The sequence below is a fragment of the Candidatus Thiodiazotropha sp. AKIB8 genome (assembly GCF_058244675.1).
Genome location: NZ_JBSYOO010000045.1, coordinates 61126 through 77951, shown reverse-complemented (window position 1 = coordinate 77951; position 16826 = coordinate 61126). Strand labels below are relative to the sequence as shown.

The window sequence follows — 16826 nt, the reverse complement described above, 5'->3', positions numbered from 1 at the left end:
CATAAATAGAATCTATAAATCAGACGAACTGCCTCTATCCTTTTCCAATTGCCTGAATTGGGCATCGGCAACCATCTATTGGACTTGAGGATTTATTAATTAAACAATATTTTTTCAGCTTCATTTCAGCTTGACAGGTTAACTATTACTATCAGCCCTATTCGAATTTAACACTTCAGGGCTATTAGCGTGAAAAAGTTAATATGATATGACGCATTGGAGGCTTCGACATGTTTAACTCAAAACAACGATACCCAGCTTACTTAATCTTATTGCTTATCAGCAGTTCAGCAATAGCGCAGCAGTGGCAGGCGCTACCGGAAACAGCAACTTCACCGCCAGACAATCCAACCACACCAGAAAAAGTCGAACTGGGTAAGATGCTCTTTTTTGATCCACGACTCTCATCCAATGGCACAGTATCCTGCTTCTCCTGTCATAATGTCATGGAGGGTGGTGATGATCACCGCACCACATCGATTGGGGTGCATGGTCAGGCAGGTGGACGAAACGCCCCATCTGTCTGGAACGCAGCCTTCCACTCAGTTCAATTCTGGGATGGCAGAGCTACCAGCCTGGAAGACCAGGCCAAAGGCCCCCCTGCCAATCCCATTGAGATGGGTATGTCTGATCTCGATGCTGTTGCTGATAGAATTGCCAAAATACCTGGATACAAAACGCACTTTAATGATGTTTTTGGCGCAGGCGATAATATTACAATTGACAATATCGCCAAAGCAATTGCCGCCTATGAAAGAACATTAATCACACCTAACAGTTCCTATGACAAATATGTACGGGGTGATGGTAAGGCGATGAATGAACAACAGATCCGTGGCATGAAGACTTTCGCCAGCACGGGTTGTACTGGTTGCCATTCAGGGGCAAACTTCAATGGCCCTTCACTACCTGCTGGAGAAGGCTTCTTTCAAAAGTTTCCGATCTTTACCAACAACTCATATGTTACCAAGTATGGATTAATGAATGACACTGGCCGCATGAATGTTACTGGAAATATTGCGGACAAGAACATGTGGCGAGTACCAACATTGCGGAATTTACGCTACACCGCGCCATATATGCACAGCGGGACTGTCAAATCAATTAATGAAGCGGTAAGGGTAATGGGTAAAACGCAACTTGATAAAGATCTTTCAGATAGTGACGCTCAAGACATCGTCGCCTTCTTAGAGACCTTAAATGGAGAGTTCCCTATACAGACCATGCCAAGGCTGCCAGCCACACCAGGAGATCTACTCGAATAATCACACGTTGATACAACCTGCATGCATCAAGAGAAGCCAGAAAAGATTAACCGTTAACAAGATAATGATTAAAAGTTAACGGATGGCAGACAGAAAGATAAGGCTGGGCATAGTATCAAAGAGTAACTATGCCTATCCTGTCTTTCGCTCTCCTTCAGGTAGAACTATATTAAGTTCAAGTATCTCATGATGCTCATCGTGCTCGACATTAACATTAACCGCACCTGGCTCAACTGCAACATATTTACGTAGCACCTTGAGGATATCCCGTTGTAACTGAGGCAGGTATGACGGCGCATCTCGTCCAGCCCGGTCATGAGCCACCAAAATCTGCAATCGCTCTCTTGCAACAGATGCTGAGTTGGTGCTCTTTTTTGATTTAAAGTAGTTCAGCAAACCCATTGCCATTAACCCCCAAACAACCTGCCCAACAGACCCTTCTTCTCGATATCCAAAAACCGGTGAGGTAACTGTTCACCGAGATACCGCGCAACCACATCACTGTAAGCCTGCCCTGCTGTACTTTCGTTATCCATGATAACCGGTACCCCCGAGTTCGAGGCGTTAAGTACTGCCTGAGATTCAGGTATCACACCAATCAGGTTGAGGGATAGAATATCCTGAACATCTTCCACACTAAGCATCTCTCCGCGCTGAACTCGCTCAGGGGAGTAACGGGTCAGTAAAAGGTATTCCCGAATCGGTTCTCGATCCTCTTCGGCCCGCCTCGATTTACTGGAGAGAATTCCAATCATACGATCTGAGTCACGGACTGAAGAAACCTCAGGGTTGGTCACAACAAACGCGTCATCCGCATAGTACATCGCCATAGTAGCGCCTATCTCGATACCTGCTGGCGAATCACAGATAATGAAATCAAAATCACCCGACAGTTCATCCAGTACTTTTCCTACACCCTCTTTTGTTAAGGCTTCTTTATCACGGGTTTGAGATGCAGGCAGTATAAACAGGTTATCGTTACGCTTATCCTTGATCAGCGTCTGCTTCAGACGTGCCTCCCCTTGAATGACATTGACAAAATCATAGACAACCCGTCTTTCGCATCCCATTATTAAATCCAAATTCCGTAAACCAACATCGAAATCGATAACTACGGTTCTATGCCCCTTCTCTGCAAGACCCATAGCCAATGCAGCAGCAGTTGTCGTCTTACCTACACCGCCCTTACCGGACGTGACTACGATAATTCTGGCCAATTAATCGCTCCTAAGATTCTCTAAAATAATGATTCGAATAATCATTTTGAACTTGCACAGAAAACAATCAGATCTCTTTGAATACAAATGCATCTCCACGAAGAGAGACAGAGACAAAATGCCCCATATGCCTTGGAGACAGATCATCACTTACTTTATAACGCCCAGCAATTGACACCAGCTCAGCCCTTAAATCTTTACAGAAAATAGAGGCGCTTTTATCCCCTTTGACACCTGCAAGCACCCGACCCCGAATCGGCGCATAGGCATGGACATGCCCGTCTGCCACCACCTCAGCCCCACTACTCACCGGCGCCAGTAAAACCAGATCACTATCTTGGGCATAGACACGCTGCCCAGATCGCACAGGCGAGTCAACAATTTTTGCAGGAAGTGATCGATGCACCTTAGTTGCTGTCGACTTGGCAGGAGAAGTGGCAGAAGTTCGGCGCTTCTCAGAAAAAACCGCCAACTCCAACAGACTGGCCTGTTCATGAAAGGCTTTAGAACCACCACGAACACCAACAGGAACCATGCCATAACCACGGATTGCACCTATGGCTACTGCAAGATTATCTATATTTGCACCATCAGATGATGACTTGAGGTCTATCACAATGGGTGTATTTCGAAAAAAATTCGGCGCTTTTGCGATACGATCCGATAACAGCTCATCTATAGCTTCAATATTCAGTTCTGACATCGTCAGCTTGAGTAGTGTAAATGATCCTGCCTTCAATTCGACATTACCGTCTGCACTATAAGCAGTCTGTGAATCTGAACTCACTGATCAGTCACCTCTATATTGAAATGTTTCACAATCATTAAACAGGCTACCCGACGCTTTACAATAGATTTAATGAACAACAGCCACTGATCCGTCTTGAAAATATCAGACGTATACTCATCTCAGAAAACTCAGTTGATATTTCGCCAATTAAACACGAATCAGGAACAATCACGGGTTACCCAGTGGCAGCCAGCAAATCGTAATGGATATTCAAGCTGCCGACCCTATTGTTTCTTACATCTTGTGAACCAGCTCAGATTATGGAATTTTTAATATAAAATTTTGGAATGATCTTGTTAATAAATATATTTGAACAGCATTTAACATATCCTGATTACCGGCGATACTCAGCAATAGAATATCAACCTGTAACTACGTAGTATTCAGACCATAAATATTACGACACACAGGGTAGTGTCTGGTAGAAATCCACTTAAATTCTTAGAAGCGCCACTTTTCTTTCTAGTGAAGTTGGAGGGGCAGGGCCCCACCCTACGTTTATACGGAAAGGTGGGGTGGGGCTCTGCCCCTCCAAATCGCGCTGGAAATTCACAAAACAGCCTGCAAGCTTCCGCAGATCATTAACTATCACCGTAGCTGATACGACTAGCAAAAATCTTTCGGATCTCCCAACTCGCGCAGCATCCCTGATTTAAATTCACGACGATATAAAACCCCGACCACAAGTAGAGTAGCAAGAATAAAAACAAGCGGATGAATGAACCAACTCAGAAAAGCCAAACCAAAGTAGTAAGCACGAAGACCACGGTTAAAAGTATTGCTCGCCTTTGAACTTACCTTGGCAGCTCGTTCAGCAAAGGTATCACTCCATTCCGGTAGTGCATCACTGCTGGGTGCAGCACCGATCATAATGGAGAGATAGTTGAAGTGACGCATTGACCAGGTAAACTTAAAAAAAGCGTAGATAAAAATAAGTAGCAGAACAATCAGCTTCAGCTCCCATATCTCTCGCGAACTCTGAACCGCGTAGCGTAATTCACCTATTATCTCAATGGCCGTATCCATCGTCCCTAATATGGCGATAAGCCCAGCCAGGATAAAAATAGTTGTAGATGCAAGAAAAGTCGCGCTTCTTGCAAGGATTAAAACAATATTTGAATCAACGATCCGTACATCCCTTTTCAACATTTCATGCATCCACTGCAAACGGTAGCCATGCATGACACTCATCAGGGTAAGATTGTCACGAGCCTGCAGGTCGGCATAGCGGGTATAACTTACCCAGCAGATCATAAACCAGATAAAAGCAGATAAGTCGAGTAGAGGTATCATAAGACCGGGTCGTAGAGGGCTTACGGTCAGAGTTTAGCAAGATTTCACTAGTTTGTACCTACCACCCTAAACTCCTTTGATCGATATCGACTGAGTCACCCCAGCCCATATCGATTCATATACGATCTAAGGTATTCGCACACACCTGACCATATTATCAAGCCGTAAAATGTCACCCTGAGGCCCATGATAATAAAAAGTACCAAACCCCTCATTGGCACTACCGTCAGCTTGAAAAGTGATATCTGACTTGTGGTTACTTCGCTGAGCCCCCGCACCATGTACATCAACAACCTCACTATTGAAGTAACCAAGAGACCGTCCAAAGGAGAGATAGGTTGCGGAAAAACCCATCCCCTCAGAGGTAGCATGGGTAGTAGATGCCCAATAGGCACCCCAATCCTCCTCACCGCCTTCGTTTGTAAATGAAGTAGCATTGAATAGAGGATCTATGGCGGCGCTTCCGCTGTAATCTGGAGCAAGCTCATAGTCGACGATACTCTGTAGCTCCTTGATGTCAGGCAGACGCCAATCACTCCAACCAGCCGTAGTGTTCGATTCGCAATAGTTGATCGCATCCTCAAAATTTGAAGATCGATAGTCATTCGTCTCCCACATCAGACCTGTTGCGTTATCACTGACTGTACCATCACTGTTATCGACAAAATCGTTGATGCCGTAATTATCGTTACCACTCACACAGAACAGATAAAAAGTCTTAGAATTGTTACTTGGGAAGTTATACGGGTAGCCCTTAATCCGGCCATCCACAAAATTGACACCAAACATAGTGTCATTGCCTCCCATTGTACCTTCGGGTGAGAGATAGAGTGTAGTGGTTGCGTATTGGCCATCAATGATGCGCTCACCAGCACTGGTATCACCAAATCCCGGCGCGAAGATAGTGTTATCGATAAATGGGATTAACCGGGATGTGTCGCTACCTGTATAGGCACTGGGATCACCACCGGTGAAGTCCATCAATGAATAGAGCTCTTTAATCGACGGTAAGCGCCACTCGTAACCACCTTCAGTCAGCCCAGAACAGTAGCTAGCCGCCTCAGGTTGGGTCAACTTATCATCCACATCAATCACGCCACTCCCATCCAGATCGGCGCTCTGAGTCCAGATCAATCCGGTAACATGATCAAATACACTGTTACCGTCCTCACTCAAAGTGTAGTCTGGCTGGTGACCACTGTAGTCAGCATCATAACCGACTCCAGAGCAGACCGTCTCTACACCAGTCGAGGAGTCATAACACAGGCTTTGATTGGTATCGACAATCGTGTAACGTCCTCCGGTACAAATTATCTCAATGTTGGTGATCGCATTTCCAGACAGTGTGCCGCTGCCATTTAAGATATTGCAATATCCGTTCGGAAAACTGGGTTGAGTCGCAACAGATATCTCATAAACAGTCTCATCAGCCAAGGTTGTGCTGAATGTAAAATCTCCATCACTATCGATGGAGAGATCATCACCTGTATTGTTCTGCAAAACCAAGCCACTACCAATCAAACCGGAAACCGTACCGCCAATACTGTAGTACAATACATTACCATCACTGCCATCAGTATCATCACCACTGCTATCGGTCTCTTCATCTCCACTAGTGTCAGTACCATCACCGCTATCAATGATATCTTCGCTACTATCGCCTGAACCACCACCTCCACACCCCGTCAGCACAAGGCAAAGCGAGATCCCTGCCACACACACTATTTTAAAAATTGACATGACACTCTCCACAACAGGTTAACTTGAGACTCTCATCCTGAATAGGTCGAGCTTAAATATTTTGTCGGTGATTGACTTATTCAGAGCTACCTTCAATTTAAGCCAAACAAAGTGGAGGAATCATGGAGGAAACGTGAAGATTCTCTGCACTTATATTAACCCGGCGACTAAGTATGTCGTCTTCAGGGTTTCAAGCCTGCCCTTGATCAAGGCGCACCCCAAAGGCACTTCCTTCGGGGCGCGGCTCGAAGGCAGGCACACTTCGGCTGAAGACAACATACTTAGTCGCCGGGTTAATAGTGAATAGTGTGAACATAGTGCTGGAACAACAGCTCCTGAGTATCTTCATATTTTCACCATAGTCGCTCCACAGTTATTCACTAAACTTTCCTATAAGTCACATTTAATGAGCTTTCCTCGGAGATAATTCATTATCATTGGCAAGTTCCTGGTTGCATTAACAATCGAGTAAACATATGAGCACTTGTTCACTAAACCGGCTTCTACCCGTTACCACTCTTTTGACACTCATCCTGGCCTTACCGGCACAGGAGGCAAGATCTGCTGTACAGATTCCAGATACAGGGCAAATCCGCTGTTACAACCAGGCCAGGGCCATACGCTGCCCTACACTTGGGCAACCCTTCTTTGGTCAGGATGCGCAATACCAGAGCCATCCACCGGCATATCGTGACAACAGGGACGGCACCGTCACCGACCTGAATACTGGACTACAGTGGTCAAAAGGGGTTTCTCCTATAAAGCTCGGCCTGGAAGAGGCGAAAAATGAGGCTATGCAAATGAGCCTCGGTGGGCATAAAGACTGGCGTCTACCCACTATCAAGGAACTCTATTCACTAATCGATTTCCGAGGCTATACCGGAACACCCGACAAAAAAAATAGTATGGACGTTGCTCCATCTGATGCCATCCCTTTTATCAACACCGACTACTTCGACTTTATTTATGGCTTACAAGGGGAGCGATATATCGATGCACAATGGTTATCGACCACCCAGTATGTCTCTACCACCATGGATAATATGGAGACAGTTTTCGGGGTCAATTTCGCCGATGGACGCATCAAAGGTTATGGTTACAAGCAACTCGGCTCTCACTGGGAACGCAAGAAATTCTATGTGCGCTATGTTCGAGGCACACCTTATGGAATCAACCGCTTTAACGATAATGGTGATGGCACAATCACCGACCAAACCACAGGGCTTCAATGGTCCCGAATGGATAGTGCGGAGGGTATGAACTGGCAGGAGGCATTGAGCTACGCTGAGAACCTCAAGCTGGCAGGACACAACGACTGGCGTCTTCCCAACACCAAGGAGCTGCACTATATCGTGGATTATTCTCGCTCCCCAGACACCAGCAAATCAGCCGCTATCAACCCACTTTTCAAAACAACATCGATCATCAATGAGGCAGGAGAAAAGGACTACCCCTCCTACTGGACCTCCACCACTCACCTGGACGGTGTACGACCCGGCAGCAACGCAGTCTATATCGCCTTTGGTCAGGCCCTGGGAAGAATGCAAGGCCGGATCATGGATGTTCATGGCGCTGGCGCCCAGCGCAGTGACCCGAAAACAGGCAAGGCGAGGATGGGCAGAGGCCCGCAAGGTGATGCTGTCCGTGTCAACAACTATGTAAGGGTGGTGCGGCAGGGGGCAACACAACAAGCAGAAGCTGCCAGTGATATCGATTACGACGCCTATCCCTATCGGGTGATACTTGCCGGGGAAAGATCACAGGATTTTGACCAGGAAAGCAGCGAGGAGCAGCCTCGGCTTGACCAAAACGCACCACTAGATTTCTCCCATCACTTTGTGCAACGTCTCGACAAAGATGGTGACGGACGTGTATCTCGAAAAGAGTTTGATGGCCCCAAGGATCGCTTCGGTTTCCACGACACAAATAACGATGGCTACCTTACTGAGGATGAAGCCCCGAAAGGGCCGCCTCCTGGCGCGCCCCCTTTTGACCCGCGGTTTCAGTGAGGCAACTCCAGCTTATAGCCAACCCCATAGATCGAGAAAATGATCTCCTGATCAGGAAGCTGAGCCTCCAGCTTCTTGCGCAGATTCTTGATGTGGGTATCTACCGTACGGTCACTGACCACACGTTGATCAGTGTAGAGGTTATCCATCAGATGCGACCTTGAGAACACCCTGCCCGGCTGCGCCAGCATGGTCTTCAGCAGGCGGAACTCAACTGGGGTCAGCTCCATTGGCTGATCCAGAATCATTACCTGGAAGCGCGCCTCGTCAAGCACAATCCCGGCATGGGAGGCGGGAGATTCTGCGGTAACAGGGACTACCCGGCGCAGTACGGTTTTAACACGGGCCACGACCTCTCTCGGACTATAGGGCTTGCAGACATAGTCGTCGGCGCCCAGTTCCAGGCCCAGCAGACGATCTATCTCCTCGACTCTCGCGGTGGTAATGATAATGGGCACATTGGAATAAACACGTATCTCTTTGCAGATATCCAGGCCATTCATCCCTGGCAACATCAGATCAAGCAGGATCAGATCAGGTGAATGATCATTTACCCATGACACCACACCCGTGCCTTCATGAAGCATTTGCGTTTCGTAACCAGCATCTTTGAGGTAGTCACGCAGCAGTTCGGCGAGCCCCACCTCATCCTCAACAATCAGTATCTGTTTCGGTCTACTCATGCTTGCCTGCTCTACCCGAATATTTTTCACAACTGCTTTCATGTTATCTGGTTAATCTTACTTGGTTTCTCATGTCGAGTGTGGATTGAGTCATGAAAAGTATTAGCCGTACAAGGTGAAGGGGGAGGAGCCTATCAACACAATCATCACCAGCCTTTATACGCTATTCAGGCCTGTGGCAGGCTTACTACTATCTGCAGCCCACCCAAAGGCGAGGGTTTAGCGCTGATAACACCCTGGTGAGCATCAATGATATTGCGACAGATCGCCAGCCCCAAACCTGCGCCACCACCTGCTCGGTTTCTCGATCCTTCAGCCCGATAGAAGCGGTCGAATAATCGACTCAGGGTGTCGTTATCCACCCCAGGGGCACTATCTTCAACCTTAAAATAGACCTTTTTGGATACCTGCCATGCGGTGAGGTTAATCACCCCTCCAGGATCAGTATAGCGCCGACTGTTCTTGAGCAGATTGTCCACCACCTGCCGCAGGCGCCTGGCATCACCAAAAACATTCAATCTCTGTGGAATCTCACAATTCAGACTAAGGTTATTCTGCTCTATCTGATGCTCGGCTGAAACAGATGAGTCGCGCAACACATCAGCCAGATTCAAAGCCTCCTTACGATAATTCAAGGCGCCCGCATCGGTCAGCGCAAGGTCGTAGAGGTCATCCACCATACGATTGAACTGCATAATCGTGTCATGCAGTTTAGTGAGCTGGGCCTGATCAGCGGGGCGGATACCATCCTGCATTGCCTCGACCTCACCCCGCAGCAGAGCAAGCGGTGTGCGTAACTCATGGGAAATATCCGCCATACCCTGCCGGCGCAGTAATTCGTTACGCTGTAGCGCTTCAGCCAGTACGTTGAAATCGAGCACCAGTTGACCCAGCTCATCCTTACTTCTGGGTTTGAGCTGAGTTTCGAAGCGACCTTTAGCAAGGGCATGTACCCCCATGGCCACATCCTTTACAGGGATCAATAGGTAGCGACCAAGAGGAATACCCATGATCAGCGCTAACAGCAATGCACCCACAGCAATCGGATAGATCGCATTAAGTTGTTCATCCCTGAAGCTTTTGTCCAGATCTGAACTCGGAATGAGCTGCGGAGTCAGACTCAACCAGCCAACCACTTCGCCATCAAGCTCTATCGGACGAACAAACGCTTTACCCGAGTTATCAGGTGGCCCGATCAGATTATCTCTAAACTCATCCAGTAAGCTGAGACGGGTACTCAGACCAGAACGATCACCTGGCGGAAGTGGTAGTGTGCGCCTGTTAAACTGCCGTGGTATCGATGGTCGTGCCTCTGCAGGCATGGGCGCTCTTCCACCGTTGAGTAGTGGTGGAGGCGGCACTGACAACAGACTGGCTTGATCATCCAGTTGGTGTGGCAAAAACTTTACCCACACTCGGTGGCGTCCCCGTATAAACTCCCAGGACCCTTCTCGACGATAGGCATTGGAGAGCTTAACTACTGTGTCGTCTAGCCTCGATAGCTCTGCTTCGGTCAAATAGTCGAGAAAACCCTTTTGAAAGCTCCACTGCATCGCTATGGCCATGGCGCCAACCAGAAGGATACTGGTAGCCAGGAGTATCAGGACCATTTTGCCTGTTATGCCGATTCTCATAAGAAAAAGTATCTATGAGACTCTTCAAGCTTTCTACACCGCTGACCTAAATTCACATTTTCTCCTCAATCTTCACAACATTTCTCCATTTTCACCTCATAGGATTATGAGCATGGAACTACGAAATCAAAAATCTTAAATAGGGATAATCTCATGTTGCATGCCACTCAGTTGAATAAAAACGGAACCCATGAACCAGTGCAGTGCCCGGACTCCCAACCCAGGAATCCAAGCCAGGATACAATCCACATCGATTCAGAGATCAGCCAGCTTCGAGAGCGTGTAACACATTTGGAAACAGAGGTCTCAATACTCCGCCAGGACCTCTACAGAGAACGTCAGCAAGCCAATATTGATGCTCTGACCGGCATACCCAATCGTCGTGCCTATCAAACTCGTCTGCCGCAAGACAGGGCGCGCTGTATTCGAGAAAACAAAAAGCTTTGTCTGCTTATCTGGGATATAGACCACTTCAAGTCGATCAATGATCAGTATGGTCACTGGATGGGTGATCGGGTAATTTCCTGTATTGCAAACAAGATCAGCCAGCGCTTGCGTCTATCAGATTTCGTCGCTCGCATCGGCGGTGAGGAGTTCGCCGTACTGTTATCAGACTGCAGTAAGGAGAGCGCCATAGAATTGGCTGATCATCTCCGCCAAGAGATAGCACAATGTAATTTTGAATTAGAGTGTGACAAAGTGAACGCAACCATCTCATGCGGCATTGCTGAACTCACACCAGATGAAAGTGATGCCACCCTGTTTACACGAGCTGACAAGGCGTTATACAGGGCAAAAAGAGCAGGACGCAACAGGATTTGCTGTGCCCCATAAGGGCCTAAACCCAGCAATAGACAGTTGCTAGTGGGCATACACCTATCTAACGGGATAAGTATTATCGTCCCTCACAATTTCCTAAGCCTCCCACTCCTGTAATTATCTCTTTTCGTACTCTCTTACCACTTCTGTAACCTGAACTTGATAACTGCTATACCACTTAGACTTACCCACGATGCCGCTCTGCCAATCGCACATAGTGTTCTGCAGTGTAGCTGATTATCTCTTTTTCCTTCTCAGTCAATACTCTGACCCGTCGTGCCGGCCGCCCCAACCAGAGGTACCCTCCCTCCAGCGTGCGCCCTTGCGGCACCAGAGATCCGGCGCCCAGCATTACCCCCTCCTCCAGGATCGCGCCATCAAGAATGGTCGAATCCATGCCAATGAAGCAATTACTGGCGATCTCACACCCATGCAACAATACTTTATGCCCCACAGTCACCCCCTCACCTATGGTCAATGGCCGACCGCCAGGCAGATAATAACTGTCATGCGAGACATGCATTACAGAACCATCCTGGATGTTGCTTCTGGCGCCTATTTCGATTTTATGCACATCTCCCCTGATCACACTCATTGGCCAAATGGAGACTTGTGGAGCAATATGGACATCGCCGATAATCACAGCTGTGTCATCCACCCAGGCGTCATCAGCGACTTCGGGTTGATGGGATTCAAATGGGCGAATGTTGTTCATAGCTTTTAGAGGTTCCTGAATCGATGGAAATTGTACTCTTTGTAATAATTGGGGCTGCCGTAGTTATCCTGATATACGGCATCATGATATACAACAACCTGGTACGCCTGAAACATGATGTCACAAAAGCCTGGGCCAATATCGATGTGTTGTTGAAACAGCGCCACGATGAACTGCCCAAACTGGTCGAAACCTGTAAACAATACATGAAATTCGAGCAGGAGACCCTTGAGAAGGTGATGAATGCCAGAGCTGCAGTCAATAACGCCATGAGGCAAGGCGATGTGGGCGCTATCGGAGCAGCTGAAGGGCAACTCCGGCTCGGTCTGGGGAATCTGTTCGCAGTCGCTGAGAACTATCCGGATCTGAAGGCCAACGAGACCTTTTTACATCTACAGAGTCGAATCACCGGCCTGGAAAACAGTATCGCAGATCGACGTGAGTTTTATAATGACAGTGTAAACAGCAACAATGTACGCATTGAGCAATTTCCCGATGTCATTCTTGCCAACCGCTTCTCCTTCAAGCCTGCGGTCTTCCTGGAGTTTGATGAAGCTGAGAAAACTGATGTAAACATGGAAAAGTTATTTAGTTGATTCAAGACATTATCAATATGGGGACAGGCGCTTTTCTACTCTGGAGCGCCTTGCTGACACTCCTCTCTTTAGCAGCGCTCTATTTTTCATTTTACCACCTCCACAGAGCCCGCCTGATCGAGGATACGCCAACCTCGCGTATACGCTCAGCCCCCCAGGGCTATGTTGAGCTGATCGGTGAAGCCGATATGATGCGGGGTGAGCCGGTCATTTCACCCCTTAGCGCAAGTAATTGTTGCTGGTGGCGCTACAAGATAGAGCGAAAGAGTGACAAGGGGTGGCGCAGCATACGCTCTGAAAAGAGTAACGCTCTGTTCCTGATTCGGGATGCTACAGGCGAATGCATAATCGACCCTGAAGGTGCCAGCATCACGCCAAGTGAACGCAGCATCTGGTACGGCCCCAATGCAACACCCAGCGCCGGGCCGGACAGGGGGGCCGGCACAACCCATAGCCATTTCAACCGTTTCGGGCTGCAGATTTCAGTCAATACCACCTTCGATGGAGATTATCGTTATACCGAAGAGATGATCTTGCCTGGAGACCCACTGTATGCCATAGGTCTATTCAGTTCTCTAGGGGAGATTGATAGAAAAGCGATGCGTGACGATATGCTCAAGGATCGTCTGCGCCAGTGGAAAAGCGACCATGCCAGCCTGCTGGAGCGTTTCGACCGGAATAGAGATGGACAAATCGACCTCGATGAGTGGGAATCGGCTCGCCAGGCCGCCAAAGGGGAGATCACCAGGGAACAGATGCAAGAAGATCAGCAGCCCATACACACCCTAAGCTCTACCGGGTCAAATCGACGCCCTCTGCTGATCTCCACCAAAGAGGAGTTTGATCTGGTGAGAAGATTCCGCTATTACTCATTTTTCACTCTTGCGGCATTTTTCATTGTTGGCACAGGAACAGCTTGGTTTATCACAGTAAGGTTGGTTTAACCATCCCTAGCCCACAAGCCCTTAAGGTGGGAAAATACAGATCTGAATTCCCCAAAATCTCTACAGGAAAAGTGTTGATGGCCCTGAAATACATATGGCTGCTGCTTGCGACAGCTTTGTTGACCACCCCGCTCATGGCACGGGACATCCTATTGGATGACCCTTTGCCCGATCCGGAATATGACGAACCAGAGAAGAAATGGCTCGAGAATGAGGTTCAGGTACCTCAAAATATTAACCCTGATGACCTTGAGGAGTTTAGAGTTGCGGCAAACGAAACTCGATTTCGCTACTTTCTAGAGCGCGGTTCCATTCAGCATGACGCTGATGGCGCGATACGTTTCACTCTGGTTATCCGCTCTCAGTCTGGTGCATCCAACAGTTCCTACGAGGGATTTCGATGCGGGGAGCGTCTCTATAAAGTTTACGCCTATGGGGACCGGGACAGCCTCAGCCCTGCTCCGGGTATGATCTGGGAGGCGATCCCCAAGGATGAGTCCACTGACTACCGTGCAGCACTGTATGACGATTTACTCTGCAATCTTCAGCACGGCAAGCCCAATCCAGTGGACAAAGTACTGCAAGCGATGAGAAACAATAAGTCGGTAGGTAGCAACCATTAACCCTTCACCTTGATAGCCATTAAGGCCAAGTGAGCCGAGTTATTTCAGTTGATCAACACCACATCAGAGACTCTGTAACAAAACCTCATGGAAGAGGAGCAGAAGGGATCAATAAGGTACTCTCTTTATTTTCCCAACCTCTGCCCCCATCTGCTTGAGATAGGCATGCAAAATTGCCATTTAAATCGCTCAAACCTTAATCAACCTCTGAATTGATCAATAGTTGATTAAACAGATTAGATAACAACAATCCAGGAAACCCAATCATGACAAACGCCCTGTTAGAGATGCCCGGACTTCCCGCCTTCAGTCGAATTAAGCCCGATATGGTGGAAGCGGCTATCGACACGCTTTTGCAGGAAAACCGTGAAACCATGGAGCGATTGCTCAACACAATCCCTAACCCTACCTGGAAGACATTCATTGAACCGCTGGAAATCGCCGAAGACAGGCTCAGCCGGGCCTGGTCTCCTGTCAGCCATATGAACTCTGTAGTCAATAGTGATCCCCTGCGCGAGGTCTATAATGCCTGCCTGCCCAAGCTCAGCGAATATGCAACAGAGGTAGGACAAAACAGCCAGTTGTGTGACGCCTATAAACAGGTGGCAGAGCAAGCCGATCTGGATAGCGCACAGAGAAAGATGCTGGAGAATGCACTATTGGAGTTTCGTCTTTCGGGGGTTGATCTAGCCGAAGAGAAAAAACAGCGCTACAAAGAGATCACCCAGACGCTCTCCAAGTTGACTACCAAGTTTGAAGAGAACCTGCTCGATGCAACCAATGCCTGGAGCAAACTCATTACCGATCCAGAACAATTGGCTGGACTCCCCGAATCCGCAATGGCTCTGGCAAAGCAGACTGCAGAACAGAGGGAGCAGCAAGGCTGGCTGCTGACTCTGGAATTTCCCTCTTACTTCCCGGTTATGACCTACGCAGATCAACGGGAACTGCGGCGTGAAGCCTATCAAGCCTACTCAACCCGGGCATCAGATTCTGGCCCACATGCCGGAGAGTGGGACAACACCGAGGTGATGGACCAGATCCTTGAGTTACGCCACGAACAGGCCCAGCTACTTGGCTTCGACAACTATGCCGAGCGATCGCTGGCGCGCAAAATGGCCCGTCGAACAGACGAAGTGGTGGCCTTTCTGACTGATCTGGCTCGCCGCTCCAGACCCCAGGCGGAAGCGGAACTCACTCAGCTGACTCAATTCGCCAAAGAGACTTACGGCGTTGAGAAATTAGAAGCCTGGGATATCGGTTACTACTCAGAAAAACTTCGCCAGCACCGCCACAACATCAGCCAGGAAGAGCTAAAGCCCTATTTTCCTGAAACACGGGTGGTGCCTGGTATGTTTGCTGTAGTGGAGCGCCTCTACGGCATCCACATCCAGGCAGTTGAAAATGTCGATACCTGGCACCCCGACGTCCGCTTCTACGAGATCAGGGATCGGCAGAATCAACTCCGGGGACAGTTCTATCTCGATCTGTATGCCCGCCCCAAAAAGCGAGGTGGCGCCTGGATGGATGATTGCGCAACCCGTTTCTTCAGCGACACCATGGATCAGATCCCTGTTGCCTACCTGACCTGCAACTTTTCACCCCCAGTTGGTGACCAACCGGCACTGTTTACCCATGACGAGGTGCTGACCCTGTTTCATGAGTTCGGTCATGGTCTGCACCATATGCTGACCCGTATCGACTATCCCTCAGTTGCAGGAATCAATGGCGTTGCTTGGGATGCCGTAGAACTACCCAGTCAGTTCATGGAGAACTGGTGTTGGGAGAAAGAGGCGCTCAACCTCATCTCAGGACATGTCGACACTGGTGAGCCAATACCGGATGAGCTTTTTCAACGGATGCATGGCGCCAAAAATTTTCAGTCAGCGATGCAGATGGTTCGCCAATTGGAGTTCTCACTATTCGACTTTCGCATCCACCAGGAGTATGACCCGTCCAAAGGTGGTCGAATTTACGAGATACTTGAGCAGGTTCGTCAACAGGTTTCGGTAATCACACCCCCATCCTGGAACAGGTTTCCACACGGCTTCTCACACATCTTCGCTGGTGGATACGCCGCAGGATATTACAGCTACAAGTGGGCTGAAGTGCTCTCTGCCGATGCCTTTTCAAGATTCGAGGATGAAGGCATATTCAACCAGAAAGCAGGGCAGTCCTTCCTTGAGGAAGTTCTGGAACAGGGAGGATCAAAGGATGCGATGGATCTGTTTATAGCTTTCCGGGGCAGGGAGCCTCAGATCGAGCCCCTGTTGCGGCATAGTGGCATCGAAGGCTGAACAAGCTCTGACATGGCAGAAGAGCACCCCGTTAAACACTCAGAGGAGTAAACAGCACTTCTAGTCTGGTTTTTTAACCCGGCGACTAAGTATGTTCTCTTCAGCCGAAGTGTGCCTGCCTGCGGCAAGGCATCAAAACTTGCTGTAGCACTCCTACAGCAAGTTTTGATAACGCAGCCTGCAGGCAGACGCACTTCGGCC

General features: G+C 48.5%; 15 protein-coding genes. 7 read left to right on the top strand and 8 right to left on the bottom strand.

Annotated features, from left to right (window positions below; translation table 11 throughout):
- The first annotated feature begins 230 nt into the window (after window positions 1–230).
- On the top strand, window positions 231–1265 hold the full coding sequence (locus tag AC4IFB_RS15650; protein ID WP_490780653.1) for a cytochrome-c peroxidase: 1035 nt from the start codon (window positions 231–233) through the stop codon (window positions 1263–1265).
- A gap of 132 nt (window positions 1266–1397) precedes the next feature.
- On the opposite strand, the gene minE is transcribed toward AC4IFB_RS15650, so the two are convergent.
- The 5 genes from minE to AC4IFB_RS15625 all read right to left on the bottom strand — a co-directional run bounded on the left by minE (window position 1398) and on the right by AC4IFB_RS15625 (window position 6305).
- Complete coding sequence (gene minE / locus AC4IFB_RS15645; RefSeq protein WP_490775994.1) at window positions 1398–1667, bottom strand: cell division topological specificity factor MinE; 270 nt, start codon at window positions 1665–1667, stop codon at window positions 1398–1400.
- A gap of 5 nt (window positions 1668–1672) precedes the next feature.
- The gene (gene minD / locus AC4IFB_RS15640) at window positions 1673–2482 is read right to left on the bottom strand and encodes a septum site-determining protein MinD (RefSeq protein WP_490775933.1); all 810 of its coding nucleotides are present in this window, start codon (window positions 2480–2482) and stop codon (window positions 1673–1675) included.
- A gap of 67 nt (window positions 2483–2549) precedes the next feature.
- Window positions 2550–3269: a septum site-determining protein MinC gene (gene minC, locus AC4IFB_RS15635; protein ID WP_490775934.1), complete on the bottom strand. Its 720-nt coding sequence runs from the start codon at window positions 3267–3269 to the stop codon at window positions 2550–2552.
- 609 nt (window positions 3270–3878) lie between these two features.
- Entirely contained in the window at window positions 3879–4565 is a 687-nt protein-coding gene (locus AC4IFB_RS15630; RefSeq protein WP_490775935.1) for a DUF599 domain-containing protein, read from the bottom strand.
- A gap of 126 nt (window positions 4566–4691) precedes the next feature.
- A complete protein-coding gene (locus AC4IFB_RS15625) occupies window positions 4692–6305 on the bottom strand; it encodes an Lcl C-terminal domain-containing protein (protein ID WP_490780652.1) in 1614 nt (537 codons plus the stop codon).
- A 476-nt stretch (window positions 6306–6781) separates the two neighbouring features.
- Here AC4IFB_RS15625 and AC4IFB_RS15620 point away from each other — a divergent pair, with 476 nt between their 5' ends.
- Window positions 6782–8314 (top strand): Lcl domain-containing protein, encoded by a 1533-nt coding sequence (locus AC4IFB_RS15620; RefSeq protein ID WP_490780651.1) that lies wholly within the window; start codon window positions 6782–6784, stop codon window positions 8312–8314.
- On the opposite strand, the gene AC4IFB_RS15615 is transcribed toward AC4IFB_RS15620, so the two are convergent.
- Together AC4IFB_RS15615 and AC4IFB_RS15610 are read right to left on the bottom strand one after the other, a co-directional pair.
- Entirely contained in the window at window positions 8308–8997 is a 690-nt protein-coding gene (locus AC4IFB_RS15615; protein WP_490775938.1) for a response regulator, read from the bottom strand. The genes AC4IFB_RS15620 and AC4IFB_RS15615 overlap by 7 nt on opposite strands.
- A gap of 167 nt (window positions 8998–9164) precedes the next feature.
- Complete coding sequence (locus AC4IFB_RS15610; protein WP_490780650.1) at window positions 9165–10631, bottom strand: ATP-binding protein; 1467 nt, start codon at window positions 10629–10631, stop codon at window positions 9165–9167.
- Between the two features lie 153 nt (window positions 10632–10784).
- Here AC4IFB_RS15610 and AC4IFB_RS15605 point away from each other — a divergent pair, with 153 nt between their 5' ends.
- A complete protein-coding gene (locus tag AC4IFB_RS15605) occupies window positions 10785–11465 on the top strand; it encodes a GGDEF domain-containing protein (RefSeq protein WP_490780649.1) in 681 nt (226 codons plus the stop codon).
- Between the two features lie 169 nt (window positions 11466–11634).
- Here the strand turns inward: AC4IFB_RS15605 and AC4IFB_RS15600 are convergent, their stop codons facing one another.
- Entirely contained in the window at window positions 11635–12165 is a 531-nt protein-coding gene (locus tag AC4IFB_RS15600; protein WP_490775941.1) for a gamma carbonic anhydrase family protein, read from the bottom strand.
- 23 nt (window positions 12166–12188) lie between these two features.
- Between AC4IFB_RS15600 and AC4IFB_RS15595 the strand changes: the two genes are divergently transcribed.
- The 4 genes from AC4IFB_RS15595 (at window position 12189) to prlC (ending at window position 16625) form a co-directional block, all read left to right on the top strand.
- On the top strand, window positions 12189–12761 hold the full coding sequence (locus tag AC4IFB_RS15595) for a LemA family protein (protein ID WP_490775942.1): 573 nt from the start codon (window positions 12189–12191) through the stop codon (window positions 12759–12761).
- The gene (locus AC4IFB_RS15590; protein ID WP_490780648.1) at window positions 12758–13705 is read left to right on the top strand and encodes a GIDE domain-containing protein; all 948 of its coding nucleotides are present in this window, start codon (window positions 12758–12760) and stop codon (window positions 13703–13705) included. Before AC4IFB_RS15595 ends, AC4IFB_RS15590 begins: the two co-directional genes overlap by 4 nt.
- Before the next feature lie 77 nt (window positions 13706–13782).
- Complete coding sequence (locus tag AC4IFB_RS15585; protein ID WP_490780647.1) at window positions 13783–14328, top strand: CNP1-like family protein; 546 nt, start codon at window positions 13783–13785, stop codon at window positions 14326–14328.
- Window positions 14329–14594: 266 nt separating this feature from the next.
- Complete coding sequence (gene prlC, locus AC4IFB_RS15580; protein ID WP_490780646.1) at window positions 14595–16625, top strand: oligopeptidase A; 2031 nt, start codon at window positions 14595–14597, stop codon at window positions 16623–16625.
- Window positions 16626–16826: the final 201 nt, after the last annotated feature.

Excerpts from the sequence above, each read along its gene's own strand:
- AC4IFB_RS15650 (WP_490780653.1), top strand. The coding sequence starts at position 231 with ATGTTTAACTCAAAACAACGATACCCAGCTTACTTAATCTTATTGCTT.
- minE (WP_490775994.1), bottom strand. The coding sequence starts at position 1,667 with ATGGGTTTGCTGAACTACTTTAAATCAAAAAAGAGCACCAACTCAGCA.
- AC4IFB_RS15630 (WP_490775935.1), bottom strand. The coding sequence starts at position 4,565 with ATGATACCTCTACTCGACTTATCTGCTTTTATCTGGTTTATGATCTGC.
- AC4IFB_RS15625 (WP_490780652.1), bottom strand. The coding sequence starts at position 6,305 with ATGTCAATTTTTAAAATAGTGTGTGTGGCAGGGATCTCGCTTTGCCTT.
- AC4IFB_RS15620 (WP_490780651.1), top strand. The coding sequence starts at position 6,782 with ATGAGCACTTGTTCACTAAACCGGCTTCTACCCGTTACCACTCTTTTG.
- AC4IFB_RS15615 (WP_490775938.1), bottom strand. The coding sequence starts at position 8,997 with ATGAGTAGACCGAAACAGATACTGATTGTTGAGGATGAGGTGGGGCTC.
- AC4IFB_RS15610 (WP_490780650.1), bottom strand. The coding sequence starts at position 10,631 with ATGAGAATCGGCATAACAGGCAAAATGGTCCTGATACTCCTGGCTACC.
- AC4IFB_RS15605 (WP_490780649.1), top strand. The coding sequence starts at position 10,785 with ATGTTGCATGCCACTCAGTTGAATAAAAACGGAACCCATGAACCAGTG.
- AC4IFB_RS15600 (WP_490775941.1), bottom strand. The coding sequence starts at position 12,165 with ATGAACAACATTCGCCCATTTGAATCCCATCAACCCGAAGTCGCTGAT.
- AC4IFB_RS15595 (WP_490775942.1), top strand. The coding sequence starts at position 12,189 with ATGGAAATTGTACTCTTTGTAATAATTGGGGCTGCCGTAGTTATCCTG.
- AC4IFB_RS15585 (WP_490780647.1), top strand. The coding sequence starts at position 13,783 with ATGGCCCTGAAATACATATGGCTGCTGCTTGCGACAGCTTTGTTGACC.
- prlC (WP_490780646.1), top strand. The coding sequence starts at position 14,595 with ATGACAAACGCCCTGTTAGAGATGCCCGGACTTCCCGCCTTCAGTCGA.